Here is a 24,046-nt window from a genome sequence, read left to right on the forward strand (position 1 = left end):
TACCTGTGCCCATCACTGACAAGGAAATTCGCCAGGTCGTCGTCATCGGTGCCGGTCCGGCCGGTTCGATTGCTGCGGCGCTGCTCAAACGCCAGGGTCACGATGTGCTGATCGTCGAGCGTCAGGTATTCCCGCGCTTCTCCATCGGCGAAAGCCTGCTCTGCCATTGCCTGGATTTCGTTGAAGAGGCTGGCATGCTCGAAGCCGTGCAGGCCGCCGGGTTCCAAAAGAAGAACGGTGCAGCCTTTGCGCGGGGCGAGCAGTACAGCGATTTCGATTTCGGTGACACCTTCACCGACGGCAAGCCGACCACCTTTCAGGTGCAGCGCGCCGAGTTCGACAAGCTGCTGGCCGATCAGGCCGAGTTGCAAGGCGTGGAAATCCGCTATGAGCAGGAAATCATCAGCGCCGATTTCGACGGTCCGCAACCGATCCTGCGCGTAAGACGCGAAGACGGTATCGAATACAGCGTGCAGGCCGACTTCGTGCTCGACGCCAGCGGCTACGGCCGCGTGCTGCCGCGCTTGCTGGACCTCGAAGCGCCGTCCGGGTTTCCGGTGCGCAAGGCCGTGTTCACGCACATCGAAGACCATATCGAGAGCCCGCCTTTCGACCGCCAGAAAATCCTCGTCAGCATTCACCCCGAGCACAGCGACGTGTGGTTCTGGACCATTCCGTTCAGCCAGGGGCGCTGCTCGCTGGGCGTAGTGGCGTCGGCCGAGCGCTTCGAAGGCAAACCCGAAGACCTGGACGCCTGCCTGCGGGCCTTCGTCGCGGAGACCCCGCAGCTGGCCAACGTGCTGAAAAACGCAGTCTGGGACACTCCGGTACGCACCATCGGAGGCTACTCGGCCAACGTCAAAACCCTGCACGGCAAGGGCTTTGCGCTGCTGGGCAACGCGGCCGAGTTCCTCGACCCGGTGTTTTCCTCGGGCGTGACCATCGCGATGCGCTCGGCCAGCATGGCGGCAGGCGTATTGAATCGTCAGTTGCGCGGCGAAGCGGTGGACTGGGAAACCGAGTTCGCCGTCCCGCTCAAGAAAGGCGTCGATACATTCCGCGCTTACGTCGAAGGCTGGTACGACGACACCTTTCAAAACGTCATTTTCTACAAGGGCGGAACGCCTGACATACGCCGCATGATCAGTTCCATTCTGGCCGGTTACGCCTGGGACGAGCGCAACCCGTTTGTCAGCGAACCCAAGCGACGCCTGCGGGTGCTCTCGGAAATCTGCACGAGCGATGATTCATGAACGGACCGTTCCTGAGCGACAGCTACGTCGAAGAAACCCGCTTTGGCCTGTGGTTTCTGCGCAGCAATATCTGGCAATACCGGGTGCTGCGTGTCGCCATCGATGACCTGCGCAGTCTGTTCACGGGTCCGCTGCCTGCCGCGCCGGTGTTGCTGGACGCAGGCTGCGGACAGGGCAAATCGTTCCGGCACCTGAGCAAAGTCTTCAGCCCGGCCAGACTGCTCGGTGTCGATGCCGACCCGGACAGCCTGACGCGCAGCCGCGAAGAGGCTGCCGCGCTGGGGCTCGACGTCGAACTGATCGGCAGCGACTGCGCCGCGCTGCAACTGCCCGATGCCAGCGTCGACCTGCTGTTCTGCCATCAGACCTTTCACCATCTGGTCGAGCAGGAACAGGCGCTGGCCGAGTTCTATCGCGTCCTCAAACCGGGCGGCTATCTGCTGTTCGCCGAATCCACCGAGGCCTATATCGACACCTGGGTGATCCGCTGGTTGTTCCGTCACCCCATGCACGTTCAGAAAAGCGCCGCGCAGTACCTGAAGATGATCCGCCAGCAGGGTTTCGAATTCGAGGCGCGCAATGTCTCCTACCCTTACCTGTGGTGGAGCCGTGCCACGGACTTCGGCCTGCTGGAAGCCTTGAAGCTGCGCAAACCCAAACCTTTCGGGCAGCGCGAGGAAACGCTGGTCAACGTGGTGGCCCGCAAGCCGTTGCGAGGTGATGCAACATGATCCGAGCATTGATTCTTTCGCTGTTGCTGCTCGCAGGTTGCGCCAGCCAGACGCCATTGCCGACCACCGCACCCACGCTGGCGTTGCCAATGCAGTTGCACATCGAGCGCAGGCAGGCGGATCAGCGTCAGGACTGGATGTTGATCATCCAGCGGGAGAACAAGGGCCTGCGCTGGTCGATGATGGACCCGCTGGGCATTCCTCAGGCGCGGCAGTTGCTGATCGAAGGGAAGTGGCAGGCAGACGGCCTGTTGCCGCCCAATCCTGAAGCACGCGAACTGTTCGCCGCGCTGATGTTTGCCATGACACCGGATCAGGAATTGAACAGCCGCTACCCGACGGCCTATCGCCAGGGCATGCAGCGCCGTCTTGATAATCGCTGGCTGGTCGAATATCAGTCGGCCAATGCCTTTACTGTCCGCCTCAAGGACGGCCTGAGCTACAAAGTGACCCCGTTGAACAGCGAGACCACGCCATGACCGCTCACCTCAACGCACTGGGGCTGATCTGCGCGCTGGGTAATGGCCAAGAAGAAGTCTCTCGCCGACTGTTCGCCGGCGACTGCTCAGGCATGGTCTTCGAAGACGGCTGGGTGGCGGGTCGCACGTTGCCCGTGGGCGCGGTCAAGAACGCACTGCCTGTGATCCCCGCATCATTGCAATCGCAACACAGCCGCAACAATCAGTTGCTGCTGGCTGCCGCCTTGCAGATCGAGGGCGACATTCGTCAGGCCATCGACCGTTACGGCGCGTCTCGCATCGGCGTGATCATCGGCACCAGCACTTCCGGCATCGATGAAGCCAGCAGCAGCATGGTGCAGTGGCTGCGTGAACAGACCTTCCCCGAGCACTACGATTATGCGCAGCAGGAACTCGGTGCGCCGGCCAACTTTCTGGCGAGCTGGCTGCAACTGACCGGCCCGGCTTACGTGATCTCAACGGCCTGCACCTCCAGTGCACGGGCCTTGCTCAGCGCCCGGCGGGCGCTGGACATGGGGCTCTGCGACGCCGTGCTGTGCGGCGGCGTGGACAGCCTGTGCAAGCTGACCCTGAACGGGTTTTCCTCGCTGGAAGCCATGTCGCCGCAGCTGTGCAATCCGTTTTCCAGCAATCGCAACGGGATCAATATCGGCGAAGCCGCGGTGTTGTTTCTCATGACCCGCGAAGCGGGCGGCAAACACTCGATCGCCTTGCTGGGCGCGGGGGCCAGTTGCGATGCGCACCATATCTCGGCCCCGGAACCGACCGGGCGTGGCGCACGCGATGCCATGCAGCAGGCACTGAGCAACGCCCGGCTTGCGCCTGAACAGATCGGTTATCTGAACCTGCACGGCACCGCAACCTTTCATAACGACGCCATGGAAAGCCTGGCAGTGCAGGCGGTGTTTCCGAACGGCGTGCCGTGCTCGTCGACCAAGCCACTGAGTGGCCACACCCTCGGTGCAGCCGGGGCGCTGGAAGTCGCGTTCTGCTGGCTGAGCCTGTCGCCCGACAACCTTGAACACGCCCTGCCGCCTCATGTTTGGGACGGCGCGGCCGATCCATCCGAACCGGCACTGCAACTGACTGCACCGGGCGCACGTCTGGCCGCTGGCGACAGCCGCTACCTGATGAGCAATTCCTTTGCCTTCGGTGGCAACAACATCAGCCTGATTATCGGAGATGCACCATGATCGATTGGCCGCTCGCCGAACTGATTCCGCACGCTGGCGACATGATCCTCATCGATCAGGTGCTGGCCTTTGATGAAGAACAGATCCAGACCTGCCTGACCGTGCGTGCCGATGGTCTGTTCAACGAAGCGGACGGCAGCCTGCCCGCCTGGGTCGGCGTGGAGCTGATGGCCCAGAGCGTGGCGGCGTTTGCCGGCTGTCAGGCACGCAGCAAGGGCGAAGCGGTCAAGCTGGGCTTTCTGCTCGGCAGCCGCAAGTTCGAATGCAACGTTGCGCACTTTCCGGCTGGCAGCGAGCTGCACATCCACGCCGTCCGGTCGCTGCAGGACGACAGCGGCATGGGCGTCTTCGAATGCACCCTGACAGGCCCGGACATCAACGCCTTTGCGCGCCTCAATGTATATTGCCCACCCAACACTGCTGACTACCTGGCTGAAGGAGCCCCGGCATGACTGAATCCATACTGGTCACCGGCTCAAGCCGTGGCATCGGCCGCGCCATCGCCTTGCGTCTGGCTCAGGCCGGATACGACCTGATCCTGCACTGCCGCACCGGCCGCAGCGAAGCCGAAGCGGTGCAGGCCGAGATCATCGCGTTGGGTCGCCAGGCCCGTGTCCTGCAATTCGACGTGTCGGACCGTGCCGCCTGTAAGGAAATTCTTGAGCAGGACGTGGAAACCCACGGTGCTTATTACGGCGTGGTGCTCAATGCAGGCCTGACCCGCGACGGCGCCTTTCCGGCGCTCACTGATGACGACTGGGATCAGGTGCTGCGCACCAACCTCGACGGTTTCTACAACGTGCTGCATCCGCTGACCATGCCGATGATTCGTCGTCGTTCGGCTGGCCGCATCGTGTGCATCACCTCGGTGTCCGGCCTGATCGGCAATCGCGGGCAGGTCAACTACAGCGCCTCCAAGGCAGGCCTGATCGGTGCGGCCAAGGCGTTGGCCATCGAACTGGGCAAACGCAAGATCACGGTCAACTGCGTCGCACCGGGCCTGATCGACACCGCCATGCTCGACGAGAACGTGCCGGTGGATGAACTGATGAAGATGATTCCGGCCCAGCGCATGGGCACGCCCGAGGAAGTGGCGGGTGCGGTGAATTTTCTGATGTCGGCCGAAGCCGCTTACATCACGCGCCAGGTGCTGGCCGTCAACGGAGGCCTGTGTTGATGAAACGCGTGGTGGTCACCGGCATGTCCGGCATTACGTCGATCGGCAGCGACTGGGCCAGCGTCGAGGCGAATTTTACCGCCAATCGCAGCGGCATCCGGCACATGGACGAGTGGAACCGGTTTACGGAACTGAACACGCGACTGGCCGGGCCTATCGATGACTTCGCAGTGCCCGCACACTGGACGCGCAAGCAATTGCGCAGCATGGGGCGTGTGTCGCGCTTTGCGGTGGGCGCATCGGAGCAGGCGCTGATTGACGCCGGGCTGCTGAACGACCCGATCATTCGCGATGGCCGCATGGGCACGGCCTGCGGTTCGTCCACTGGCAGCACCGATGAGATCAAGGCGTTCGGTGCGATGCTGATCAACTCGGTGGCGGTCGGTCTGAACGCCAACTCCTATGTGCGAATGATGCCGCACACCACGGCCGCCAATATCAGCATCTTCTTCGGCCTGACCGGGCGGCTCATCCCGACGTCCAGTGCCTGCACCAGTGGCAGCCAGGGCATCGGCTATGCCTACGAAGCGATCAAGTTCGGACGTCTGCCGCTCATGCTGGCAGGCGGCGCGGAAGAACTGTGCCCGACCGAAGCGATGGTGTTTGACGCGCTGTACGCCACGAGCCTCAAGAACGACGCCCCTCACACCACGCCACGCCCTTACGACACGGGCCGCGACGGGCTGGTGATCGGTGAAGGCGGCGGCATGCTGGTGCTTGAGGAAATGGAGCATGCCCAGGCACGTGGCGCGCACATCTACGCCGAGATCGTCGGTTTCGGCAGCAACGCCGACGGCGCACACAGCACCCGGCCGGAGCAGATCACCATGCGCCGCGCCATGGAGCTGGCCCTGGAAGACGCCAACCTGCCGCCCGAGGCCATTGGCTACGTGAACGGTCACGGCACGGCGACGGAACAGGGCGACATCGCCGAGACCCTCGCCACCAGCAGCCTGTTCGGCTCGCGCATGCCGCTCAGCTCGCAGAAAAGCTTCCTCGGCCACACCCTGGGTGCCTGCGGCGCGCTGGAGTCGTGGTTCAGCATCGAAATGCTCAACAGTGATCGGTATATCCACACGCTTAATCTTGATGCAATTGATCCGGAGTGTGGCGATCTGGATTACATCGTTGGCGAACCCCGGCGAATGAGCAACGAATACGTCATGAACAACAACTTCGCGTTTGGCGGGGTCAATACGTCGCTGATCTTCAAGCGCTGGGCGTGACTGGCGAGACCGGACACTATACGGTCTCTAATGAGCACCAGGACTGTAGGAGGCGCTACCACGTCTTTCGACGTAGCGCTATCGCGCAGCAAACACCGGACTGTGGGAGGCGGCTTGCCGGCGATGCTTTCCGGAAGCGACCTATCGGGGACTTAACTGACGCCATCGCCGGCAAGCCGCCTCCCACGGGGTATGCATTCAGTCAGACATTACTGCAGCAGCACCCTAGCCCTTTGTCGCCAACTCGAAAAACGCTCTGGCCATCGCGGACTGTTCGTCCTTGCGCTTCACCAGCCACACCGGGCTGGTGGCGCCGGGGTCGAGCAGGTTGCGGTAGACCACGCCGTCGATGCGCATCCGGCGATACGGCGCGGGCAGTACCGTGACGCCCAGCCCCGCTGCCACCAGACCGATCATGGTCATGGGCTCGCCCGCTTCCTGGGTGATCAACGGGTTGAAGCCAGCCGCACGGGCCAGGCTCAGGATCTGGCCATAGATCCCGCTGCCGTAGGTCCTCGGAAAGAACACGAACGGCTCCGCCGCCAGCGCTGCCATGTAGATACCGTCTTCACTGCCCGCCGCCAACGGATGATCGGCCCGCATGATCGCGATCAGGGGTTCGTTCAGCAGCTCGAACACGTCCAGAGAATCAGGCAACTCCAGCGGCCGCATGATGCCCACTTGAATGCTCTTGTCCTCCAGCCCCGCCGCGACCTGCTGGCTGGTCATTTCCGTCAGGTCCAGATGCACCTGCGGGTACGCCTGACGAAAGGCAAAGATTGCCTCGGGAATATTCGACGTCAGCGGCGCGGAAGACGTAAACCCGACCTTCAGCTCGCCCAACTGCCCCAGTTGCGCACGCCGGGCCACGTCGGCGGCCTTGTCGACCTGCGCCAGCACCAGACGCGCTTCGTCGAGAAACAACCTGCCTGACTCACTCAACTCGACACGCCGATTGGTGCGGTCGAACAGACGCGTACCCAGCTCCTGCTCCAGCGCCTGAATCTGCTGGCTCAGCGGCGGCTGGGAAATGCCCAGCACCTGGGCGGCACGGCCGAAATGCAGCTCTTCGGCCACGGCGATGAAGTAACGCAAATGGCGCAGTTCCATACAGCCTCAATCAAGTCGTTTTACGTATCAAACAGGTCGAACAATATATTGGATTGAATCATTAGCCAGCTATATGATTTTTTCATTGCCTGCCCGAACCGTGCTCCGAGGTTGACCGTGAACCCTGCCGCCGCTCCATCCGCCATCAAGTCAAACACTGCCTCTGCCGAGTCTTCGGTCCCGCTGGGTGACACCTATATCGAGAAAAACACGCCGTTGTTCAAGCGCACCGCATTGGCCTTGTTCGCAGGCGGCTTCTCGACTTTCACACTGCTGTACTGCGTGCAACCGATGATGCCTATGCTGTCGCAGGAGTTTTCCATCACCGCCGCCCAGAGCAGCCTGATCCTTTCGGTCGCCACCGCCATGCTCGCCATCGGCCTGCTGATCACCGGTCCGGTTTCCGACCGACTGGGACGCAAGTCGGTGATGGTCATGGCCTTGTTCTGCGCCTCGCTGTTCACCATCGCCAGTGCGTTGATGCCGAGCTGGGAGGGCGTACTCGTCACCCGGGCGCTGGTCGGCCTGTCGCTCAGTGGCCTGGCGGCGGTAGCCATGACCTACCTCAGCGAAGAAATACACCCCACGCACCTGGGGCTGGCGATGGGGCTGTATATCGGCGGCAGCGCGGTCGGCGGCATGAGCGGGCGATTGATCGTCGGTGTGATGATCGATTATGTGAGCTGGCACGCCGCGATGCTGGTGGTCGGCGGTCTGGCGCTGATTGCAGCGGCGGTGTTCTGGCGAATCCTGCCCGAGTCGCGCAACTTCCGCGCCCGCTCGCTGCATCCGCGCAGCCTGCTGGATGGCTTTGTTGTGCAGTTCCGCGACAAGGGTCTGCCATTGCTGTTTCTGACCGCTTTCCTGCTGATGGGCGCGTTCGTCACGCTCTTCAACTACATCGCCTATCGCTTGCTGAGCGAACCGTATCACCTGAGTCAGGCTGTGGTGGGCGTGTTCTCGGTGGTGTACCTGTCCGGCATCTACAGTTCGGCGAAGGTTGGCTCACTGGCTGATCGGCTGGGCCGTCGCCGCGTACTGTGGGCGGTGATCGTGATGATGCTGTTCGGCCTGAGCCTGACGCTCTTCACGCCATTGCCAGTCGTGATCACAGGCGTGCTGATTTTCACCTTCGGCTTCTTCGGCGCGCATTCGGTGGCCAGCAGTTGGGTCGGCCGCAGGGCCACCGTCGCCAGAGGCCAGGCGACCTCGCTGTATTTGTTCTGCTACTACGCAGGCTCGAGCGTGGCCGGTACCGGCGGCGGCGTGTTCTGGCATTACGCGGGCTGGAACGGCATCGGACTGTTTATTGGCGTGTTGCTGCTGATGGCGCTGGGCGTGGCATGGCAGCTGGCGAAATTGCAGCCGCTGGCGGGACGGGGTTAAGCGTTGCATACACCAGACTGTGGGAGGCGCCACCACGTCTTCGACGTAGCGCTGTCGCGCGGCAAACGAGGGCCGTAGGAGCGCGCTTGCCCGCGATAAGTTCTTGCAGACAGAAAATTAGTGAATGACATGACGCAATCGCGGGCAAGCGCGCTCCTACAAAAAATCTTTTTTCTTCAGTAAGTTACAGGTTGTTTGATAAGAGGCGGCTTGCCGGCGATCCGGTATTTCAAGCGCCACATCAGCGACTGAACTGACGCCATCGCCGGCAAACTGCCTCCCACGAGACTTGCGTCGATTCAAGGCTTCATGACTAGCCCAGCAACGCCTTCAATACCTGCGCAAACGCTTGGGCGCTCCGCTCTTCATCAACATGCCGGCCTTCACGGATCACCCAGCGTCCGGCGACGGCCACGTCGCGAATCTGACGATCACCGCCCGCGAACAGCCAGCGATTGAGAATGGCGTCGCCTGTCGCGGTCGCGATGTAAGGGCTATTACCGTCCAGCACCAGCCAGTCGGCACGTTTGCCAACTTCAAGCGCACCGATCTCCTGACCCAGCGCCTGCGCACCGCCCGCAAGCGCGGCGTCCATCAGGGTTCGTCCGACCATCGGCTGATCGCTGCGATACAACCGGTTACGGCGCTGGTCGCGCAGTCGCTGACCGTACTCCAGCCAGCGCAGCTCTTCGACCACGCTGAGCGACACATGGCTGTCCGAACCGATACCCCAGCGCCCGCCCTGAGCGATGTAATCCACCGCGGGGAAAATGCCGTCGCCCAGATTCGCCTCCGTGGTCAGGCACAGACCGGCCACCGCACCGCTGTTCGCCATGAGCGCCACTTCATCAGGCTCGGCATGGGTCGCATGCACCAGACACCAGCGGTTATCCACAGGCGTGTTTTCATATAACCACTGCAAGGGTCGTCGCCCGCTCCAGCTCAGGCAGTCGGCGACTTCCTTCTGCTGCTCGGCAATGTGGATATGCACCGGGCAATGCGGGTCACTGGCGGCCAGCACTGCACTGATCTGCTCGGGCGTGACGGCACGTAACGAGTGAAAGCACAGGCCCAGTCGCTGCGACGACTGGCTTGCCAGAATCGGCTGCAGACGCGCCTGCAGGTCCAGATAACTCTCGGTGCTGTGGATAAATCGGCGCTGGCCCTCATTGGGCGCTTGCCCGCCAAAACCTGAATGGCTGTAGAGCACCGGCAACAGCGTCAGACCGATACCGACCGAACTCGCCGCCTGGCTGATCTGTACCGCCAGCTCGGCGGGATCGGCGTAAGGCTTGCCGGTCAGGTCCTGATGCACGTAATGAAACTCAGCAACCGAGGTGTAGCCGCCCTTGAGCATCTCGATGTAGAGCTGGCGGGCGATGACACCCAGTTGCTGAGGCGTGATACGCCCGACCAGACGGTACATGAGGTCGCGCCAGGTCCAGAAGCTGTCATTCGGGTTGCCCGCCACTTCCGCGAGCCCGGCCATAGCGCGCTGGAAAGCGTGCGAGTGCAGGTTCGGCATGCCGGGCAGCAACGGGCCGCTGACCACTTCCGCGCCCTGCCGATCAGCATTGACCTGAATCCGCGTCAACATTCCCTCGGGGCTGACCTCCAGACGCACATCGCTGGCCCAGCCGTCAGGGAGTAACGCGCGCTCGGCAAAGAAGGCTGACATTGACTTCATACCTCATCACTGTAATTTGTATATACATATACAGACGTTTGGCGATCCGGTAAACCGTCGGCAAACTTGCCGTGCCACCGCTTAATGGTTAGCTTGAGCGCCTGAATCATCTCGATAACAAGGACACACACGTGCCGACGCCGCCCGCCTCTTCCTCACTGGCAGCCCAGATGGGCGAAAGTCCCGCACCCTTGTACGCCCGCGTCAAACACATGATCGCCCTGCAGATCCAGAACGGCACCTGGCCGCCACATCACCGCGTGCCATCGGAAAGCGAGCTGGTGACCCAACTGGGCTTCAGCCGCATGACCATCAACCGCGCCCTGCGCGAACTGACTGCCGAAGGCCTGCTGGTGCGCATGCAGGGTGTCGGCACGTTCGTGGCCGAACCCAAGAGCCAATCGGCGCTGTTCGAAGTCCACAATATCGCTGACGAGATCGCGGCACGAGGCCATCGTCATTCCTGCAAGGTCATCGTCCTCAAGGAAGAAGCGGCAGGCTCCGAGCGTGCGTTGGCGCTGGACATGCGCGAGGGTCAGCGGGTGTTCCACTCGTTGATCGTGCACTACGAAAACGACATTGCCGTGCAGATCGAAGACCGCTTCGTGAACGCCCTGGTCGCACCGGATTACCTCAAGCAGGATTTCACTCAACAGACGCCTTACGCCTACCTGTCGCAGGTCGCACCGCTGACCGAGGGTGAACACGTGGTCGAGGCGATTCTGGCCGAAGCTGACGAGTGCAAGCTGTTGCAGATCGACGCGGGCGAACCCTGCCTGCTGATTCGTCGTCGCACCTGGTCAGGCCGCCAGCCGGTGACCGCCGCACGTCTGATCCATCCCGGCTCCCGTCATCGCCTTGAAGGACGTTTCACCAAATGACCCAGACCCGAATTCTGCGCGCCGTCGACTACCCGCGCATGCCGTGGAAGAACGGCGGTGGCAGCACTGAAGAAATCGCCCGCGATGCAGGTCACGGTCTGGATGGTTTCGGCTGGCGCCTGTCGATTGCCGACATCGAGAATTCGGGCGGTTTTTCAGTGTTTGCCGGTTATCAGCGGATTATCACCGTGCTGCAGGGCGTGGGCATGACGCTGTCGGTTGACGGCATCGACAGCCGCCCGCTGCTGCCATCCGACCCGTTCGCGTTCAGCGGCGACAGTCAGGTCGAGTGCACGTTGCTCGATGGACCGATCCGGGATTTCAACCTGATCTACGCTGCACATCGGTACAACGCTCGGCTGCAGTGGATCGACGTGCGTCAGCCGCAAAGGCTGTTCAGTTCGGCCAGCACCTTCGTGCTGTTCAGCATGGCCGAGCAGATTGCGCTGAGCGTCAGTGGCCAGCCTTGGGAAATCCTCGGCAAACACGACTGCGCTCAAGTGGACACCACGGGCGGACTCACGGAAATCGAGCTGCAATCCTCAGGCGCCAGTCGGTGCTGCCTGATTGAGCTGAACGCCATTGGCAATGACGGTATGCTGGACGCCCCCTAAAAATCAGCTTCTCGTTCAAGGACGACCATGACTCAATTCCCTGTCAAGGAAACACCCAGAGCCGTCGCCATCCTCGCCAGCTTCCTCGCCTCTGAATCGGCAGGCGGCATCGTGTTGATGCTCGCAGCACTGGCCGCTCTGATCGTCGCCAACTCGCCACTTTCCGCCGGTTACTTTTCGATTCTGCACAGCGTATGGCTGGGTCTGTCGGTCGAGTTGTGGATCAACGATGGTCTGATGGCAATCTTCTTCCTGATGGTCGGCCTGGAAATCAAACGCGAAGTACTCGCGGGCGGGCTCTCGACCTGGGGTCAGCGCGCCCTGCCCGGCTTTGCAGCAGCAGGCGGAATGCTGATCCCGGCGCTGATCTACATCGCCATCAACTGGGGCAACCCGCAGACGATGAGCGGCTGGGCGATTCCTGCGGCCACCGACATCGCCTTTGCTCTGGGCGTGCTGTCGCTGTTGGGCAACCGGGTGCCGACCTCGCTGAAAGTGTTTCTTGCCGCACTGGCGATTCTCGATGACCTGGGCGCGGTCACCATCATTGCGTTTTTCTACAGCTCCGGCCTGAACCTGCCGATGCTGGGCGCCGCCTTCGCCACACTGGCGGTGTTGATCGTGATGAACAGACTCAACGTTCGTCGCCTGCTGCCTTATCTGCTGCTGGGCGCACTGTTGTGGTTCTTCGTGTTGCAGTCTGGCGTTCACGCCACGCTGGCAGGCGTCGCGCTGGCGTTGTGCATCCCGATGGGCAAGCCCGAGGAAGAGGCGCGCTCGCCGCTGCTGTTCCTTGAAGAGAAGATGCATTACTGGGTCGCGTTCGCCGTGGTGCCGATCTTCGGCTTTGCCAACGCGGGTGTTTCGCTGGCCGGTATCACGGTGGAAAACCTCGTTGATCCGGTGCCGCTCGGTGTTGCGCTGGGGCTGTTCGTGGGCAAGCAGATTGGTGTGTTCCTCGCCGCTGTGCTGGCGATTCGTTCAGGGCTCGCGGTGTTGCCGGAGGGCAGTAACTGGGTGCAGCTGTATGGCGTGGCGATCCTGTGCGGCATCGGTTTCACCATGAGCCTGTTCATCGGCAACCTGGCATTCCCGGGTCAGCAGCACCTGATCGACGAGGTGAAAGTCGGCGTGCTGATCGGTTCGGGCATTGCGGCAATTGCCGGCATTATCGTGTTGCGCAGCCGCTTCAGCCGGCCCTGAAAAAAATATTTTCAAATCACTGCATCCAGATTGTTTCTTCGCGGGTAGTACATACAGCAGCCACTTCGAGTTGCTGAGCGCGGTTAAATAATCTGGAGATTTCTGCATGAACGCAAAACGCTTTCTCTGCCTTGCAGGTAGTACCCTGGCTTTCACTTGCCTGTCGTCCGTCGCCCTGGCCCAGACCGATCTGCCCGAAAGCGTTCGGGTTCCGGCCGGCCACAAGATCAGCATGCAAACCACCGGGGTCGGCGAAATCACCTACGAGTGCCGCGCAAAAGCCAACATGCCCAACGAAATGGAATGGGCGTTCGTCGGTCCCAAGGCCGTGCTCAATGACAAGAGCGGTAAGCAGGTCGGCACTTACTACGGCCCGCCTGCTACCTGGGAAGCCAAAGACGGCTCGAAAGTGACCGGCACTCAGGTCGCTGTTGCACCTTCGAGCGCAGGCAACCTGCCGTACCAGTTGGTCAAGGCCAACCCGGCAGAAGGCAAAGGCGCCATGACCGGTGTTGCCTACATCCAGCGCACCGCGCTGAAAGGCGGCGTGGCACCGACCACCGCGTGCGCAGCCAGCAACAAGGGCGCCAAGGAAGTGGTCAAGTACCAGGCTGACTACCTGTTCTGGGCTGCCAACTGATACAGCCAGGCAATCGGGCACCGCGCAGTCAGTGAGCTATGCTGCTGCGCGGGTCCTCGTGATATCAACGAGGCATTAGTCCATCGATGGCGGATTACCTTGTCCTCACACGAATCTCTCTTTGATTACGAAGGCACGTTGCAAGCCTGCGCCCGCGGTGAGCGGCAGGCCCTGCAGCGTCTTTATGAACAGGAAAGCGCACGGCTGCTCGGTGTGGTCGTGCGACTGGTTCGCGACCGGGAACTGGCCGAGGACATCGTGCATGACGCGTTTCTGAAAATCTGGACCCGAGCGGCCAGTTTCGACGCATCACGCGGTTCGGCACGCGGCTGGATATTCAGCGTGACCCGGCATCTGGCGCTCAACAACCTGCGCAATACGGCGCGGGAAGTCCGGGTTGAGGATGACGACAGCGAAGATCATCATGAACAGGCGACACTGGAAGGCTGGCAGGAAACCGGCGATGCCTTCGATTGGCGAGTCAATCCGGGACGCATCACGTCGTGCCTGGAGCAGCTTGAGCCGGTGCGGCGCAACTGCGTGTTTCACGCGTATGTAGACGGTTATTCGCATCAGGAAATCGCGCAGAAAATCGGCGCGCCACTGGGTACGGTCAAAGCCTGGATCAAGCGCAGCCTGACGGCTTTGCGGGAGTGCATGGGATGACCCAACCTTCGGACAAGAATATTCACGAACTGGCAGGCGAGTATGTGCTCGGCACACTGTCGGCCGAACAGAGGCTCGACGTACAACGTCGCCTGCCTCACGAACCGGATCTGCAGGCAGCGATAGACGCCTGGGATCAACGCCTGCTGCCGTTGACCGAGCTGGCGGAACCGGTCAAGCCATCACCCGGCCTGTGGGAGCGGATCGAACGCAACCTGATGGATCGGACAGCGCCTCATGCGCAGCCTGAACAGCGCGTGCGCTGGTGGGACAATATGGCGATCTGGCGCGGGCTGGCCGGTGCAGGCATCGCAGCCTCGCTGGTGCTGGGCCTGACGTTGCTGACCCGCGATCCGGCGCCACCTTCCTATCTGGTGGTACTCGTCGGACCTCAGGACAAATCACCCGGCTGGGTCGTGCAGGCCAGCAATCGGCAGGAAATCCAGCTCATCCCGTTGGGCGCGTTCGAAGTACCGGCCGACAAGGCGCTGGAGTTCTGGACCAAGGGTGACGACTGGCAGGGACCGGTGTCGCTGGGGCTGGTCAAACCAGGGCAAAGCCTGAACATCGCGCTCGATAAACTGCCGCCCCTGCAACCCAACCAGTTGTTTGAACTGACGCTGGAAAAATCCACCGGCTCGTCAATCGGCAAACCAACCGGGCCGATTCAATTCATAGGGCGGGCAGTGAAAGTCATCTGAGGCTAATTTTGTCAGACAATCGATTGATAGTTACCGATAATGAAATAGACCCTATTCCCTGATGCAACAATACAGCGCCGTTACTCGTCACGTGAATATAAACGGCGCTGTGTGACACTCAAAAGACAACACGCCCCCCGTCCAGAATCAGACCTGACCGAACATCATCTAAACCGTGTATTCCATACACGCCTTGACCACCTGTTCCCTGATCCACGAGTTGGAAGGGTCCTGATCGGCGCTCTCACTCCAGACCATATCCAGCGTAAATGTCGGCAAGCCTGTCGGCGCATCTGTTGACAAATGAATATCATCATTAACGATTAATTGCGCCACACGCCTGGGCAGGGTCACCACCACGTCAGAACCGGCGATCATGTGCAGGGCTGCCCCATAGCTGTTGGCCTTGGCCACGATCTGCCGGCTGCTGCCCTGCTTGCTCAGCCAGCCGTCTACCATGTTGGTTTCAGACGTCCAGGGCGTCGGGTAGACGTGCCTGCGCGCCACGAAGGTTTCAAGTTCGAAACCCGTTTCGGGTGGCATGAAGTTGCGATCCACCACACACACTAAATCATCATCCAACAGTATCTGGGATTTCAGTCCGCCGCCGCCGCGGTGATAATTGGGACCAAAACAAATAACCAGATCCAGCGTGCCACCGTTCAACTCTTTAACCGGAATGTCGCGATTGATTTTTTGAACATTCAACGTGACGGGAACTTCGTTGGAAGAAAACAACTTCAACAAACCGGGCAAGATAAGAAGTTCGAAATACTCAGGCGCACAAACGTTGTAAATGACATCTTTCTGAGGCGGCGACGACAGCGCAGCGCCGGAATAACAAACATTGATACTTTCCACGATCTTTAGAACATGGCTGTACATGGCCGTGGCTTTATACGTGGGTCGCATACCGCTGCGGGTATTGATGAACAACTCGTCTTCAAAGCTGTTGCGCAGCTTCTTCAGGCAGTAGCTGACGGTGGATTGGCTAACAAAAAGGGACTCGGAGACCTCGGTGACGCTGGAGCTTTCGTAAACCGAAATGAAAATCAACAAGTCCTGCATATCCAACTTTCTGAGCATATTGCTTTTAAGCATATCCATATATTCCAGAAGTCCAATGTGCTCGTAGAGTACCCAGCTATTTAGATATTAACAGACCGTTTTTGTTTTTTAAATGGTGTGTAGGAATTTTCCCAAATACATTCGCAGCACGTTTCAGGATCATCACAAACAATGGAGATGCCATCATGCTTATACGCGTGACCGACTGTGAATCACCGCTGTGGAAGCAGGCTGTCGAAATAGTTAAGAGTAAATTTCAGTCATCATATAAAGCCACCATAGAACCTAACCCGCAGTATTTCGCCCTCACTCAGGACGAAGATGAAAGAATTATGTCATGCGCCGGAATTACCTTCGGCGATCACCGCACACTGTTTTCCGAACAGTACCTGTCCCGCCCCATTCATGAAATTCTGTCCGAACGTCACGGGCAGCAGATCGACCGTTCCTCGATTGTTGAAATCGGCAGCCTGGTCTCGCACCACGTCACGGCCGGCGTGATCATGGTCAACATGATTCCGTTGCTGGCCTGGTGCATGGGCGCGCAGTACCTGCTGTGCACCGTGACCCCGCGCGTGCGGGAAATGATGGAAAGCTGCCAGATTGTCTTCGAGCCGCTGCTGACCGCCGACCCCACGCTTCTTTCCGAAGACGGCGGCAAGAACTGGGGCTCCTACTACGCCAAACGCCCGATCACCGGGTTCATCAAGGTCGATCCGCAGCGCTCGCGCTTCGCTGCCATGACCTTGGGTACGCTGTTCAACCACCTTCCAGTACAAGCGAGGGTGACGCAATGAGCGCCAATCTGATTGCCCAGTTGCGCTCCGCCCTGCAGGTTCACGGCGAGAGAGTCTGCGCGGTAGACCATGGCGACACCGCCAGATCCCTCACCTACCGCGAACTGCGCCAACAGGCATTTGCCCTGGCTGCAGAGCTGCAGCACCGATTCCAGCCGAAGATGCCGAACGATCCGGTGGTGATCGGCATCGTCACACGCAACTCCAGTCAGTGGCTGATCGCCGATCTGGCGTGTCTGTTCGCAGGCATAACTTCTTTGCCGCTGCCCCTGGCCTTCAGTCAGGTCCAGGCAGAAAACCTGGCAGCGCATTGCGACGGTTTTCTCGTGGACTCGGCCGGTCAGAAAACGCTCACCGAGCGCTGGCTTCTGGACCTGCCCGCCAGCAAGGTCCGGCATCTGGACTCACCGGCCATACCCCAGCCACTGGCACAGACAGCTGTCGAGCACGACTGGATCTGCAAGATCATTCATACCTCAGGTACTACCAGCAGTCCCAAAGGCGTTCGACTGTCCTGCGCCGCGATTGGGCAGGTGCTGAACTCGCTGCGTTTCAGAATGCCGGCCAACGCCCACCTCCGTTACCTGTCGCTGGTGCCCTTGAGCCTGCTGCTGGAACAGGTCACTGCCTCCTATCTGCCGCTTCTGGCAGGCGGGACGATTCATTTTCTGCCGCCCAATGAGCCGTTGCTGGGCGAACCGGGCGCATCGCCTGCGCGCCTGACCGACTGGATTCAACGGGTGAAACCCACCGCGCTGACGGTGCCGCCGGTCATGCTCAACGAGTTTCTGCGCAGGCTCCAGGAAGACCGGGAGATCGCTCGGAGTCTGGCCACTTACCTCACCGAACAGGTGCACATCACCTGCGGCGGTGCAGCGGTCGATGTCGAGATCCTGCGCGCCCTTGAAGCACAGGGTGTGTCGGTCTTCCAGGGCTACGGGCTGTCCGAAAATGCTTCGGTGGTGAGCGTGAACACTGCCGAACAGCAACGCCTGGGCAGCGTGGGCAAGCCGTTGCCGCACGTTCAGGTTCGCATCGGCCTCGACAAGACCATCGAAGTCAAAAGCACGTCGCTGTTCAGCGGTTATTCCGGCACGGACCCGAGCGCCTGTGCCATGAGTGCCGATGGCTGGATGGACACCGGCGACCTGGGTGCACTGGACAGTGACGGTTATCTGTATGTCCACGGTCGCAAGAAGAATGTGATCTGCCTGGCCAACGGCCGCAACGTGAGCCCGGAGCAGGTTGAACTGGAATACCGCAAATACGACGGCGTTCGCGACGCAGCGGTTTTTCTGGACGAAGACCACGGCCTGATCGCCCTGCTGTGCGTAGAGTCACAACCGGATCGCAGCGACCTGGCGCAGTGGTCGACCAAACGTTTCTCCGACGTGGAACGCCCCAGCAAGCTCTGGCTGCTGGACCTCGCCAATCCCCTGCTTGAACAGCTGTACACCGTGACCGGTCGCCCCAGACGCGCCGAGATTGCCGAAGCGTTCGCGCACCGTTTTTCTCCATCCATGCAAAGGACTTCTGCCGATGAACATGCCTGCCTCTCGCTCTGACAACCCCGAATTCGCGGTGATCGAACCCGCGCAATTCGCCACGCTGACGACCCAGGCGCTTTACGAGTTGCTGGGGACCTATGGCGTGGTGCTCATGCGTGACTGTATTCATGAAGCCGAAACCTTCAGCCGGTTCGTGAAGAACAACAGTTCGCGCCTGAGCCTGGACCCGGCCCGCACGATGGTCGGCGGTGCCGCGCAGCTGGTCGATGCCGGGACCCAGGAAATCGGTCTGCACTGCGAGAACGGCAACTCTCCATTCTGGCCGGACATCACCTGGTTCTACTGTCAGGAAGCGCCCCGTCAGGGTTCGCAGACCACGCTCTGCGACGGTGAAGCCGTGCTGCGTGCCTTGTCGGCCGAATGCCGGGCCTTTTTCGAGAACAACCCGATTCGCTACAGCCGCACGGTCAGTGCAGACAAATGGCGTCGTCTGGTCTGCCACTACTCGGCCGACAAGAATGATCCGAGCCTCGTCACGCCGGATGACCTGATGCAGATCGTCGGCAACGACCCGCAGACGCGCATCACCTTCAACACCAGCGACGACTCGATTCATTACGCCTTTTCCACACCGGCCATTCCGGTTTCGCCGATCAGCCAGCGACCGGCGTTCGCCAACAGCATCCTCGGTCCGTCGTTCAACTACGAGAAGCCGATCATCGACACGGTCTCGGGCGACGCCATTCCCGAGCAGTTCCTGACCGAGATCGAACAGGTTTCGACCGCCCTGACCTACCCGGTCGGCTGGCGCGACAACGACATGGTGATGATCGACAACCGCCGGGTCATGCACGGACGCCAGGCCATCGTCGACGACCGCCGTCGCATCTTCAACGCCTTGAGCTATCGCTGAGAGCCCCTATGAAAAACACTAAAAAAACAATTGTGGCCGGACTCTACGAGACCTACACAGATGCCGAAGGCGAGGAAATCATCGACCTGTCGGGCGGTTTCGGCTTTCAGGTGCCAGAAGTCATCGATGCCGTCAAAGCCCAGGCCGAAATCATGGGGCTGTCCAACCGGGTCCTGATGTCCGAACCCTTGATTGCCCTGTGCCGCCGACTCGCCGGGTTGCTGCCGGATCCGCTGGTCAGCTCCTATGTCTGCAGTTCGGGTGACGAAGCCTTCGAAGGTGCATTGAAGCTGTGCAAGGGGCTGAATCCTCGTCGCAATACGCTGGTGTTCATCAAGGGCGGCGACTACGGCTCGCTGACCTATGGCCGCAGCCTCACTCAGCCCGATCGCTACAGCGAAATCCAGCGACTGCTGGGCTTCAAGCGCGTTGCCGTCAGTCATGCCGATGATCTGGCAAGAATCGACTGGAACGACTGCTTTGCGGTCTGCCACACCAGTGTCATCACCGACGAAAAGGGCGTTCTGCGCCTGATCGAGCAGCCCTTGCTCGACCGCCTGTATGCCGCCGCCGGTAACGCGAAAGCGCCGGTCATCGCCATGGACGTCGCCACCTGCCTGGGCAGCCTGGGCACCCTGTTCGGCTTCCAGCAGTACACCAACACCCCGGACATCGCCGTATTGGGCGGTCCGCTGGGCGGCAGCGCAGTGCCGATCGGCACCTACACCTGCAGCGAAGAAATGGCCTACAAGGTCTATGGCCGCAGCACGCCCGCCAAACATGGCAGCACCACGGCCGGTAACCCGATGGCCTGCGTCGCAGCCCTGACCACGCTCGATTACTTGCACACCCATAACTCGCCTCAGCGCTGTACGCACAACGGCCAGTTGCTGGCCGGCGTGCTGACAGACCTTGGCGCAACCGCGCTGGGTGGCTGGGTCAGCGTGCCGCTGCACGGTCGCGACGAAGCGCAACTGCGCGAAGCCCTTTACCAGAATGGTGTGTACGCAAGCCCGGCACGCGGCAACGCGCTGGTGCTGCGCTGCCCTGTTACCGCCAGATCCCTGCCTGTCGAACGCGCCGGCCAACGTATCAAGGAGACTTTCAGACATGTCCTCAACCATGCCGCGTGAACAACTGCTGGACGACTGCGAACAGTTCTGGAGCGCCTCGGCCGCCAAGCTCTATCGCATCGGCAAGACCTCGGTGGAAAAGAGCACTGACGGCATTTACGTCACGGACCACACCGGCAAGAAATTCATCGACTGCGCGTGCAGCTACGGCGTGTTCATCGTCGGCCATCGCAACCCGACCGTGCGCGAGCGTGTGCAGGCGCAACTGAGCGAGCTGGCTTGGGTGCCGGAGGGTCGTGAACACCCGACGCAGGCTGTCTTGTCGGAACGCCTGCGCCACTTGATTCCCGGTGACTGGGGCGAGGTGCGCTACATGGTGTCGGGCGCCGAAGCCATCGAGCAGACCATGCGCTATGTGCTGCAGGTCCAGAAGCATCGGCGCGGCATTGTCGTGATGACCGATTCCTATCACGGCAAAACCCTGGCCGCCATGAGCATTCTGGGTCAGCAACAACACCACAGCAGCTACGGCACCTATTCCGAAGAAGTTACCTACGTGCCATATGGCGATTTCGCCGCGCTGCAAAAGGCTGTTGGCGAGGGTGTCTGCGCCATTTACGTCGAGCCGATTCTGGGCGGCGCGCACCTGCAGGTTCCGCCCGTCGGCTACATGGCCAACATTCGCGCACTGTGCGATGCGACCCAGACCCTGCTCATCGCCGACGAAATCCAGACCGGATTCGGACGCTGCGGCAAGTGGTTCGCGGTTCAGTACGACGATGTGGTGCCGGACATCATGATCCTGTCCAAAGGTCTGACCGGCGGCTACACCTCCTTCGCCTGTGCCGTTTACAGCCAGGCTCTGACCAACCGTTTTCCGCTCGATGAAATCGAACCGGACAACCGCACCACCGGCGGCCATCCACTGGCCTGCTCTGCGGCACTGGCCGCCATTGATTACATCCAGCAGCACAATCTGGTCGAGCTGTCGCGGATCAACGGCGGCCTGTTGCGTAACGGTCTGCAACGGCTGGCTTCGCGCTTCCCGCAGATCATCGAAGACGTGCCAGGCGTCGGCCTGATGACCGGCCTGCGCCTGCGGGGCTCGGTGTACGAAGCCTTGATGAGCATGGAACTGGGCAAACGTGGCGTACACGCCGGGCACTCGATGAACGAAAAGGCCGAGCATCCGGTGCTCAGGTTCTACCCGCCACTGAACATCACGCCCGAGGCGCTGGAGCACGTGCTCAAGATGATCGAGGAATCGCTGGAGGTGATTGCCGCCAAGCCGAAGCTGTTCGTGAAAGCGTTTTCGCTGGTGGTGCGCAACATGTACCAGATCCCGAACAAGTGGCTCGGCAGCAAGAAAGGACTCAAGCATGCTTAAACCGGACGAGTTGACGCTCGAAGAAATGGCCAGCCTGATCCGGCGCAGAGTGTTGACCAGCGTTTCGCTGGTCGACTTCTACCTGCAGCGCATCGAGGAACGCAATCCACAGATCAACGCAATCATTCTGCAGGAGCAGCGCGAGAGCCTTTATCAGCAGGCCGAAGCGGCGGATGGCCAGGCACGCAAAGGGCAGTTCAGCGGGCCGTTGCATGGCATTCCGATCACCATCAAGGACGTGTGCCACGTGAAGGGCTTTCGCATGTCCCGGGGCGTGGAGCAGTGGCGCAACGAACCCAGCACCGTGGACGCCACCGCCGTGGCCCGCTTGAGACAAGCCGGAGCGATCATTCTCGGCATCACCAACGTGCCTGAACTGTGCATGGCCTTCGAGACCGAGAATCTGCTGTACGGGCGCACGCTCAACCCGCACGACTCAAGCCGTACCGCAGGCGGCAGCAGTGGCGGCGAAGCGGCGGCCATCGCTGCGGGTCTGTCACCGGCAGGGCTGGCCTCCGACGCCTGCGGCAGCGTGCGTATTCCGGCGCATTTCAACGGCATCTGCGGCCTGAAACTGACGCAGGGTCGCGTCCCGCTGAGCGGGCAATACCCCAACGAACGTTCAGGCCTGTTCCACATGACTTCGGCCTTCGGCGTCATGGGCAGGTATGTCGATGACCTGCGGGTGCTGGGCAAACTCATCAGCGGTGCCGATCAGAAGGACCCGGACACCGTGGACGTGCCCTTTGCACCCGGCAAACCTTTGCAGGACCTGCGAATTGCCGTATCGGGCAGGTCGTCAGTCGCTCAGGTGACCCCGGCCATCCAGAGCGTGCTGGACGCGGTTGCCAGACGCCTGAACAACGTGGTCAGCGCAGTGGAAGACGCAAGGCCGCCCCTGCTCGAAGAGGCTTGCGACGTGTTGTGGCGGGTCTTCATTACCGGTGGCGACGGCGGCAAAGGGTGGGAAGCGCTGTTCGCTGCCATCGGCAAGGACCAGTTCACCAAGGCAACCGCGCAATTGCTGGAAATGAGCCGTGGCGTCGAGCTGAGCACCGAAGAGCTGAAGCGTGACTGGGTCATGATTGACACCTTCCGTCACCAGCTTGCGCGGTTCTTCAACGACTACGACTTGTTCATTTCCCCGGTGTACGGCGATGTCGCCTTTGCCCACGGAGAGTCCCTCGAGGATCGGGGCCGCTACGCCTTCGTCTTTCCCTTCAGCCTGTCGGGGTCACCCGCAGCGGTCATCAAGTGCGGCAACGATCCGCAAAACGGCATGCCGATCGGCATTCAGATCGTCGCGCCCCATTGGCAGGAAGAACAACTGCTCAGAGTGGCCGCCTATCTGGAGAGCGAGTTCGAAGGCTGGCAGCCAGCCTTCGTCAAAGCGGGCTGACATCAGACCGTGGCAAGCTTGCGCTGGCGGCTCTTGAGCACCAGCGCAACCATGCCGAGCAGGACCAGCAACGCGCCGGTAACACCCATTGATACCGGCTGCTCCCCCAGATACCAGCGAGACAGGGTGACGAACAGCGTGCTCAGGTACACGTAGGAAATCACGGTCGAAGACCCGATGACCCCGATGGCCCGGTGCAACAGCCAGAACGTTCCGAGGGTGCCGAACAACGCTAGGTAAAACAGCCAGAAGACATCGATCGCCATGAGCTCCGTCCCGGTGCGCCAGCCTCCGGTTGCAGCGGCAATCAGCAGCAGAAAGAGCGCGCCAAACAGCATGTTCCAGAACGTCATCGCGACCGGGCTGGTGTCGCTCAGCGCCTTGAGCTTGTAGCGCTGACTCAGCGGTGAATAAAGCGCCATCGCCAGACAGCCCACACCGTAGACCACCAGCGCGTACAGCGACGGCGTCGCATCCGCATGCGAACCTGCCACGATCAGCAACACGGCACCCACGGCTGCGGTCAACATCGGGAACACCCGGCCCTTGAGGATCATCCCGTGCATCAGCGCCACCTCGAAGCACAGCGTCATCAGCGGCACCAGTGTGTACAGCGTTGCGGTGTGCACGGCCGACGTATAGCGCAGCGCCTCGAACAGCGAGCCGAAATAGACCGCCAGCAACAACCCCAGCACACAGTGGCAACGCAGCCGTGTCATGTTCATCGACAGGTTGCCCTTCACCAGCAGAATCGGCAGAAAAAGCAGCGCCGAAAACAACAGGCGCAGCCCGGTCAGCAACACCGGATCAACCGCCTGACTCACATAGCCGGCGGCAAAAAACGACGAGGCAATCAAGGCTGCCCAAATAACCATTCCGCCATGGGCGGTTGAAAAACCAGCGTCTTTCATCATGCGCTCCGAAAACAGGATCAACACGCATGATGGGTAAACA

General features: G+C 60.9%; 24 protein-coding genes. 20 read left to right on the forward strand and 4 right to left on the reverse strand.

Features of this window, described 5'->3' with window-relative positions:
- Positions 1–5: 5 nt before the first annotated feature.
- From QRN20_RS12080 to QRN20_RS12110, 7 genes are read left to right on the forward strand one after another with little or no spacing between them, the layout of a single operon-like run.
- Positions 6–1,253 (forward strand): NAD(P)/FAD-dependent oxidoreductase, encoded by a 1,248-nt coding sequence (locus QRN20_RS12080; RefSeq protein ID WP_096766799.1) that lies wholly within the window; start codon positions 6–8, stop codon positions 1,251–1,253.
- Positions 1,250–1,984, forward strand: coding sequence for a class I SAM-dependent methyltransferase (locus QRN20_RS12085; protein ID WP_096766800.1), 735 nt, complete (start codon positions 1,250–1,252; stop codon positions 1,982–1,984). Before QRN20_RS12080 ends, QRN20_RS12085 begins: the two co-directional genes overlap by 4 nt.
- A complete protein-coding gene (locus tag QRN20_RS12090; RefSeq protein ID WP_058431840.1) occupies positions 1,981–2,463 on the forward strand; it encodes a hypothetical protein in 483 nt (160 codons plus the stop codon). Before QRN20_RS12085 ends, QRN20_RS12090 begins: the two co-directional genes overlap by 4 nt.
- Positions 2,460–3,656: a beta-ketoacyl-[acyl-carrier-protein] synthase family protein gene (locus tag QRN20_RS12095; protein ID WP_029244337.1), complete on the forward strand. Its 1,197-nt coding sequence runs from the start codon at positions 2,460–2,462 to the stop codon at positions 3,654–3,656. The genes QRN20_RS12090 and QRN20_RS12095 overlap by 4 nt, the downstream gene beginning before the upstream one ends.
- The gene (locus tag QRN20_RS12100) at positions 3,653–4,108 is read left to right on the forward strand and encodes a hotdog family protein (protein WP_029244336.1); all 456 of its coding nucleotides are present in this window, start codon (positions 3,653–3,655) and stop codon (positions 4,106–4,108) included. Before QRN20_RS12095 ends, QRN20_RS12100 begins: the two co-directional genes overlap by 4 nt.
- Positions 4,105–4,833, forward strand: a complete 729-nt coding sequence (gene fabG, locus QRN20_RS12105; protein WP_029244335.1) for a 3-oxoacyl-ACP reductase FabG — start codon at positions 4,105–4,107, stop codon at positions 4,831–4,833. Before QRN20_RS12100 ends, fabG begins: the two co-directional genes overlap by 4 nt.
- Positions 4,833–6,059, forward strand: coding sequence for a beta-ketoacyl-ACP synthase (locus QRN20_RS12110; protein ID WP_088234380.1), 1,227 nt, complete (start codon positions 4,833–4,835; stop codon positions 6,057–6,059). Before fabG ends, QRN20_RS12110 begins: the two co-directional genes overlap by 1 nt.
- Positions 6,060–6,284: 225 nt before the next feature.
- On the opposite strand, the gene QRN20_RS12115 is transcribed toward QRN20_RS12110, so the two are convergent.
- Positions 6,285–7,169, reverse strand: coding sequence for a LysR family transcriptional regulator (locus QRN20_RS12115; RefSeq protein WP_029244333.1), 885 nt, complete (start codon positions 7,167–7,169; stop codon positions 6,285–6,287).
- 117 nt (positions 7,170–7,286) lie between these two features.
- On the opposite strand from QRN20_RS12115, the gene QRN20_RS12120 reads away from it, so the two are divergent.
- Positions 7,287–8,555, forward strand: a complete 1,269-nt coding sequence (locus QRN20_RS12120; protein WP_285360423.1) for an MFS transporter — start codon at positions 7,287–7,289, stop codon at positions 8,553–8,555.
- Between the two features lie 313 nt (positions 8,556–8,868).
- Here QRN20_RS12120 and QRN20_RS12125 read toward each other — a convergent pair whose 3' ends face one another.
- Positions 8,869–10,233 carry a formimidoylglutamate deiminase gene (locus QRN20_RS12125; RefSeq protein ID WP_029244331.1) on the reverse strand — a complete coding sequence of 455 codons (1,365 nt, stop codon included), beginning with the start codon at positions 10,231–10,233 and terminating at the stop codon, positions 8,869–8,871.
- 179 nt (positions 10,234–10,412) lie between these two features.
- Between QRN20_RS12125 and hutC the strand changes: the two genes are divergently transcribed.
- The 6 genes from hutC to QRN20_RS12155 all read left to right on the forward strand — a co-directional run bounded on the left by hutC (position 10,413) and on the right by QRN20_RS12155 (position 14,947).
- Positions 10,413–11,123: a histidine utilization transcriptional repressor HutC gene (gene hutC, locus QRN20_RS12130; RefSeq protein WP_170969020.1), complete on the forward strand. Its 711-nt coding sequence runs from the start codon at positions 10,413–10,415 to the stop codon at positions 11,121–11,123.
- Positions 11,120–11,737 carry a HutD/Ves family protein gene (locus QRN20_RS12135; RefSeq protein WP_285360424.1) on the forward strand — a complete coding sequence of 206 codons (618 nt, stop codon included), beginning with the start codon at positions 11,120–11,122 and terminating at the stop codon, positions 11,735–11,737. The genes hutC and QRN20_RS12135 overlap by 4 nt, the downstream gene beginning before the upstream one ends.
- 27 nt (positions 11,738–11,764) lie before the next feature.
- The gene (gene nhaA / locus QRN20_RS12140) at positions 11,765–12,940 is read left to right on the forward strand and encodes a Na+/H+ antiporter NhaA (RefSeq protein WP_058431835.1); all 1,176 of its coding nucleotides are present in this window, start codon (positions 11,765–11,767) and stop codon (positions 12,938–12,940) included.
- Between the two features lie 106 nt (positions 12,941–13,046).
- Positions 13,047–13,580 (forward strand): DUF3455 domain-containing protein, encoded by a 534-nt coding sequence (locus QRN20_RS12145; RefSeq protein ID WP_285360427.1) that lies wholly within the window; start codon positions 13,047–13,049, stop codon positions 13,578–13,580.
- A 99-nt stretch (positions 13,581–13,679) separates the two neighbouring features.
- A complete protein-coding gene (locus QRN20_RS12150; RefSeq protein WP_025995350.1) occupies positions 13,680–14,246 on the forward strand; it encodes a sigma-70 family RNA polymerase sigma factor in 567 nt (188 codons plus the stop codon).
- Positions 14,243–14,947, forward strand: coding sequence for an anti-sigma factor (locus QRN20_RS12155; protein ID WP_122491609.1), 705 nt, complete (start codon positions 14,243–14,245; stop codon positions 14,945–14,947). Before QRN20_RS12150 ends, QRN20_RS12155 begins: the two co-directional genes overlap by 4 nt.
- Positions 14,948–15,115: 168 nt before the next feature.
- Here QRN20_RS12155 and QRN20_RS12160 read toward each other — a convergent pair whose 3' ends face one another.
- On the reverse strand, positions 15,116–16,048 hold the full coding sequence (locus QRN20_RS12160) for a LysR family transcriptional regulator (RefSeq protein WP_285360430.1): 933 nt from the start codon (positions 16,046–16,048) through the stop codon (positions 15,116–15,118).
- Positions 16,049–16,200: 152 nt separating this feature from the next.
- Here QRN20_RS12160 and QRN20_RS12165 point away from each other — a divergent pair, with 152 nt between their 5' ends.
- Genes QRN20_RS12165 through QRN20_RS12190 form a run of 6 tightly spaced genes read left to right on the forward strand, consistent with a single transcriptional unit; the run spans position 16,201 to position 23,092 of the window.
- Complete coding sequence (locus QRN20_RS12165) at positions 16,201–16,812, forward strand: thermostable hemolysin (protein WP_058431831.1); 612 nt, start codon at positions 16,201–16,203, stop codon at positions 16,810–16,812.
- On the forward strand, positions 16,809–18,377 hold the full coding sequence (locus QRN20_RS12170; RefSeq protein WP_285360432.1) for an AMP-binding protein: 1,569 nt from the start codon (positions 16,809–16,811) through the stop codon (positions 18,375–18,377). The genes QRN20_RS12165 and QRN20_RS12170 overlap by 4 nt, the downstream gene beginning before the upstream one ends.
- Positions 18,352–19,233, forward strand: coding sequence for a TauD/TfdA family dioxygenase (locus tag QRN20_RS12175; RefSeq protein WP_285360434.1), 882 nt, complete (start codon positions 18,352–18,354; stop codon positions 19,231–19,233). The genes QRN20_RS12170 and QRN20_RS12175 overlap by 26 nt, the downstream gene beginning before the upstream one ends.
- Positions 19,234–19,241: 8 nt before the next feature.
- Positions 19,242–20,366: an aminotransferase class III-fold pyridoxal phosphate-dependent enzyme gene (locus QRN20_RS12180; RefSeq protein ID WP_088234375.1), complete on the forward strand. Its 1,125-nt coding sequence runs from the start codon at positions 19,242–19,244 to the stop codon at positions 20,364–20,366.
- Complete coding sequence (locus QRN20_RS12185; RefSeq protein WP_025995357.1) at positions 20,344–21,693, forward strand: aspartate aminotransferase family protein; 1,350 nt, start codon at positions 20,344–20,346, stop codon at positions 21,691–21,693. The genes QRN20_RS12180 and QRN20_RS12185 overlap by 23 nt, the downstream gene beginning before the upstream one ends.
- A complete protein-coding gene (locus QRN20_RS12190) occupies positions 21,686–23,092 on the forward strand; it encodes an amidase (protein WP_122588476.1) in 1,407 nt (468 codons plus the stop codon). The genes QRN20_RS12185 and QRN20_RS12190 overlap by 8 nt, the downstream gene beginning before the upstream one ends.
- Before the next feature lie 2 nt (positions 23,093–23,094).
- Here the strand turns inward: QRN20_RS12190 and QRN20_RS12195 are convergent, their stop codons facing one another.
- Positions 23,095–24,003, reverse strand: coding sequence for a DMT family transporter (locus QRN20_RS12195; RefSeq protein ID WP_029244320.1), 909 nt, complete (start codon positions 24,001–24,003; stop codon positions 23,095–23,097).
- Positions 24,004–24,046: the final 43 nt, after the last annotated feature.

This window comes from Pseudomonas sp. fls2-241-TYG-175, assembly GCF_030209155.1.
GTDB classification, from domain to species: domain Bacteria; phylum Pseudomonadota; class Gammaproteobacteria; order Pseudomonadales; family Pseudomonadaceae; genus Aquipseudomonas; species Aquipseudomonas viridiflava.

Coding starts and splice junctions, on each gene's coding strand:
- QRN20_RS12085 (WP_096766800.1), top strand. CDS start 1,250: ATGAACGGACCGTTCCTGAGCGACAGCTACGTCGAAGAAACCCGCTTT.
- QRN20_RS12090 (WP_058431840.1), top strand. CDS start 1,981: ATGATCCGAGCATTGATTCTTTCGCTGTTGCTGCTCGCAGGTTGCGCC.
- QRN20_RS12095 (WP_029244337.1), top strand. CDS start 2,460: ATGACCGCTCACCTCAACGCACTGGGGCTGATCTGCGCGCTGGGTAAT.
- QRN20_RS12100 (WP_029244336.1), top strand. CDS start 3,653: ATGATCGATTGGCCGCTCGCCGAACTGATTCCGCACGCTGGCGACATG.
- fabG (WP_029244335.1), top strand. CDS start 4,105: ATGACTGAATCCATACTGGTCACCGGCTCAAGCCGTGGCATCGGCCGC.
- QRN20_RS12110 (WP_088234380.1), top strand. CDS start 4,833: ATGAAACGCGTGGTGGTCACCGGCATGTCCGGCATTACGTCGATCGGC.
- QRN20_RS12115 (WP_029244333.1), bottom strand. CDS start 7,169: ATGGAACTGCGCCATTTGCGTTACTTCATCGCCGTGGCCGAAGAGCTG.
- QRN20_RS12125 (WP_029244331.1), bottom strand. CDS start 10,233: ATGTCAGCCTTCTTTGCCGAGCGCGCGTTACTCCCTGACGGCTGGGCC.
- hutC (WP_170969020.1), top strand. CDS start 10,413: ATGGGCGAAAGTCCCGCACCCTTGTACGCCCGCGTCAAACACATGATC.
- QRN20_RS12135 (WP_285360424.1), top strand. CDS start 11,120: ATGACCCAGACCCGAATTCTGCGCGCCGTCGACTACCCGCGCATGCCG.
- nhaA (WP_058431835.1), top strand. CDS start 11,765: ATGACTCAATTCCCTGTCAAGGAAACACCCAGAGCCGTCGCCATCCTC.
- QRN20_RS12145 (WP_285360427.1), top strand. CDS start 13,047: ATGAACGCAAAACGCTTTCTCTGCCTTGCAGGTAGTACCCTGGCTTTC.
- QRN20_RS12155 (WP_122491609.1), top strand. CDS start 14,243: ATGACCCAACCTTCGGACAAGAATATTCACGAACTGGCAGGCGAGTAT.
- QRN20_RS12160 (WP_285360430.1), bottom strand. CDS start 16,048: ATGCTTAAAAGCAATATGCTCAGAAAGTTGGATATGCAGGACTTGTTG.
- QRN20_RS12165 (WP_058431831.1), top strand. CDS start 16,201: ATGCTTATACGCGTGACCGACTGTGAATCACCGCTGTGGAAGCAGGCT.
- QRN20_RS12170 (WP_285360432.1), top strand. CDS start 16,809: ATGAGCGCCAATCTGATTGCCCAGTTGCGCTCCGCCCTGCAGGTTCAC.
- QRN20_RS12175 (WP_285360434.1), top strand. CDS start 18,352: ATGAACATGCCTGCCTCTCGCTCTGACAACCCCGAATTCGCGGTGATC.
- QRN20_RS12180 (WP_088234375.1), top strand. CDS start 19,242: ATGAAAAACACTAAAAAAACAATTGTGGCCGGACTCTACGAGACCTAC.
- QRN20_RS12185 (WP_025995357.1), top strand. CDS start 20,344: ATGTCCTCAACCATGCCGCGTGAACAACTGCTGGACGACTGCGAACAG.
- QRN20_RS12190 (WP_122588476.1), top strand. CDS start 21,686: ATGCTTAAACCGGACGAGTTGACGCTCGAAGAAATGGCCAGCCTGATC.
- QRN20_RS12195 (WP_029244320.1), bottom strand. CDS start 24,003: ATGAAAGACGCTGGTTTTTCAACCGCCCATGGCGGAATGGTTATTTGG.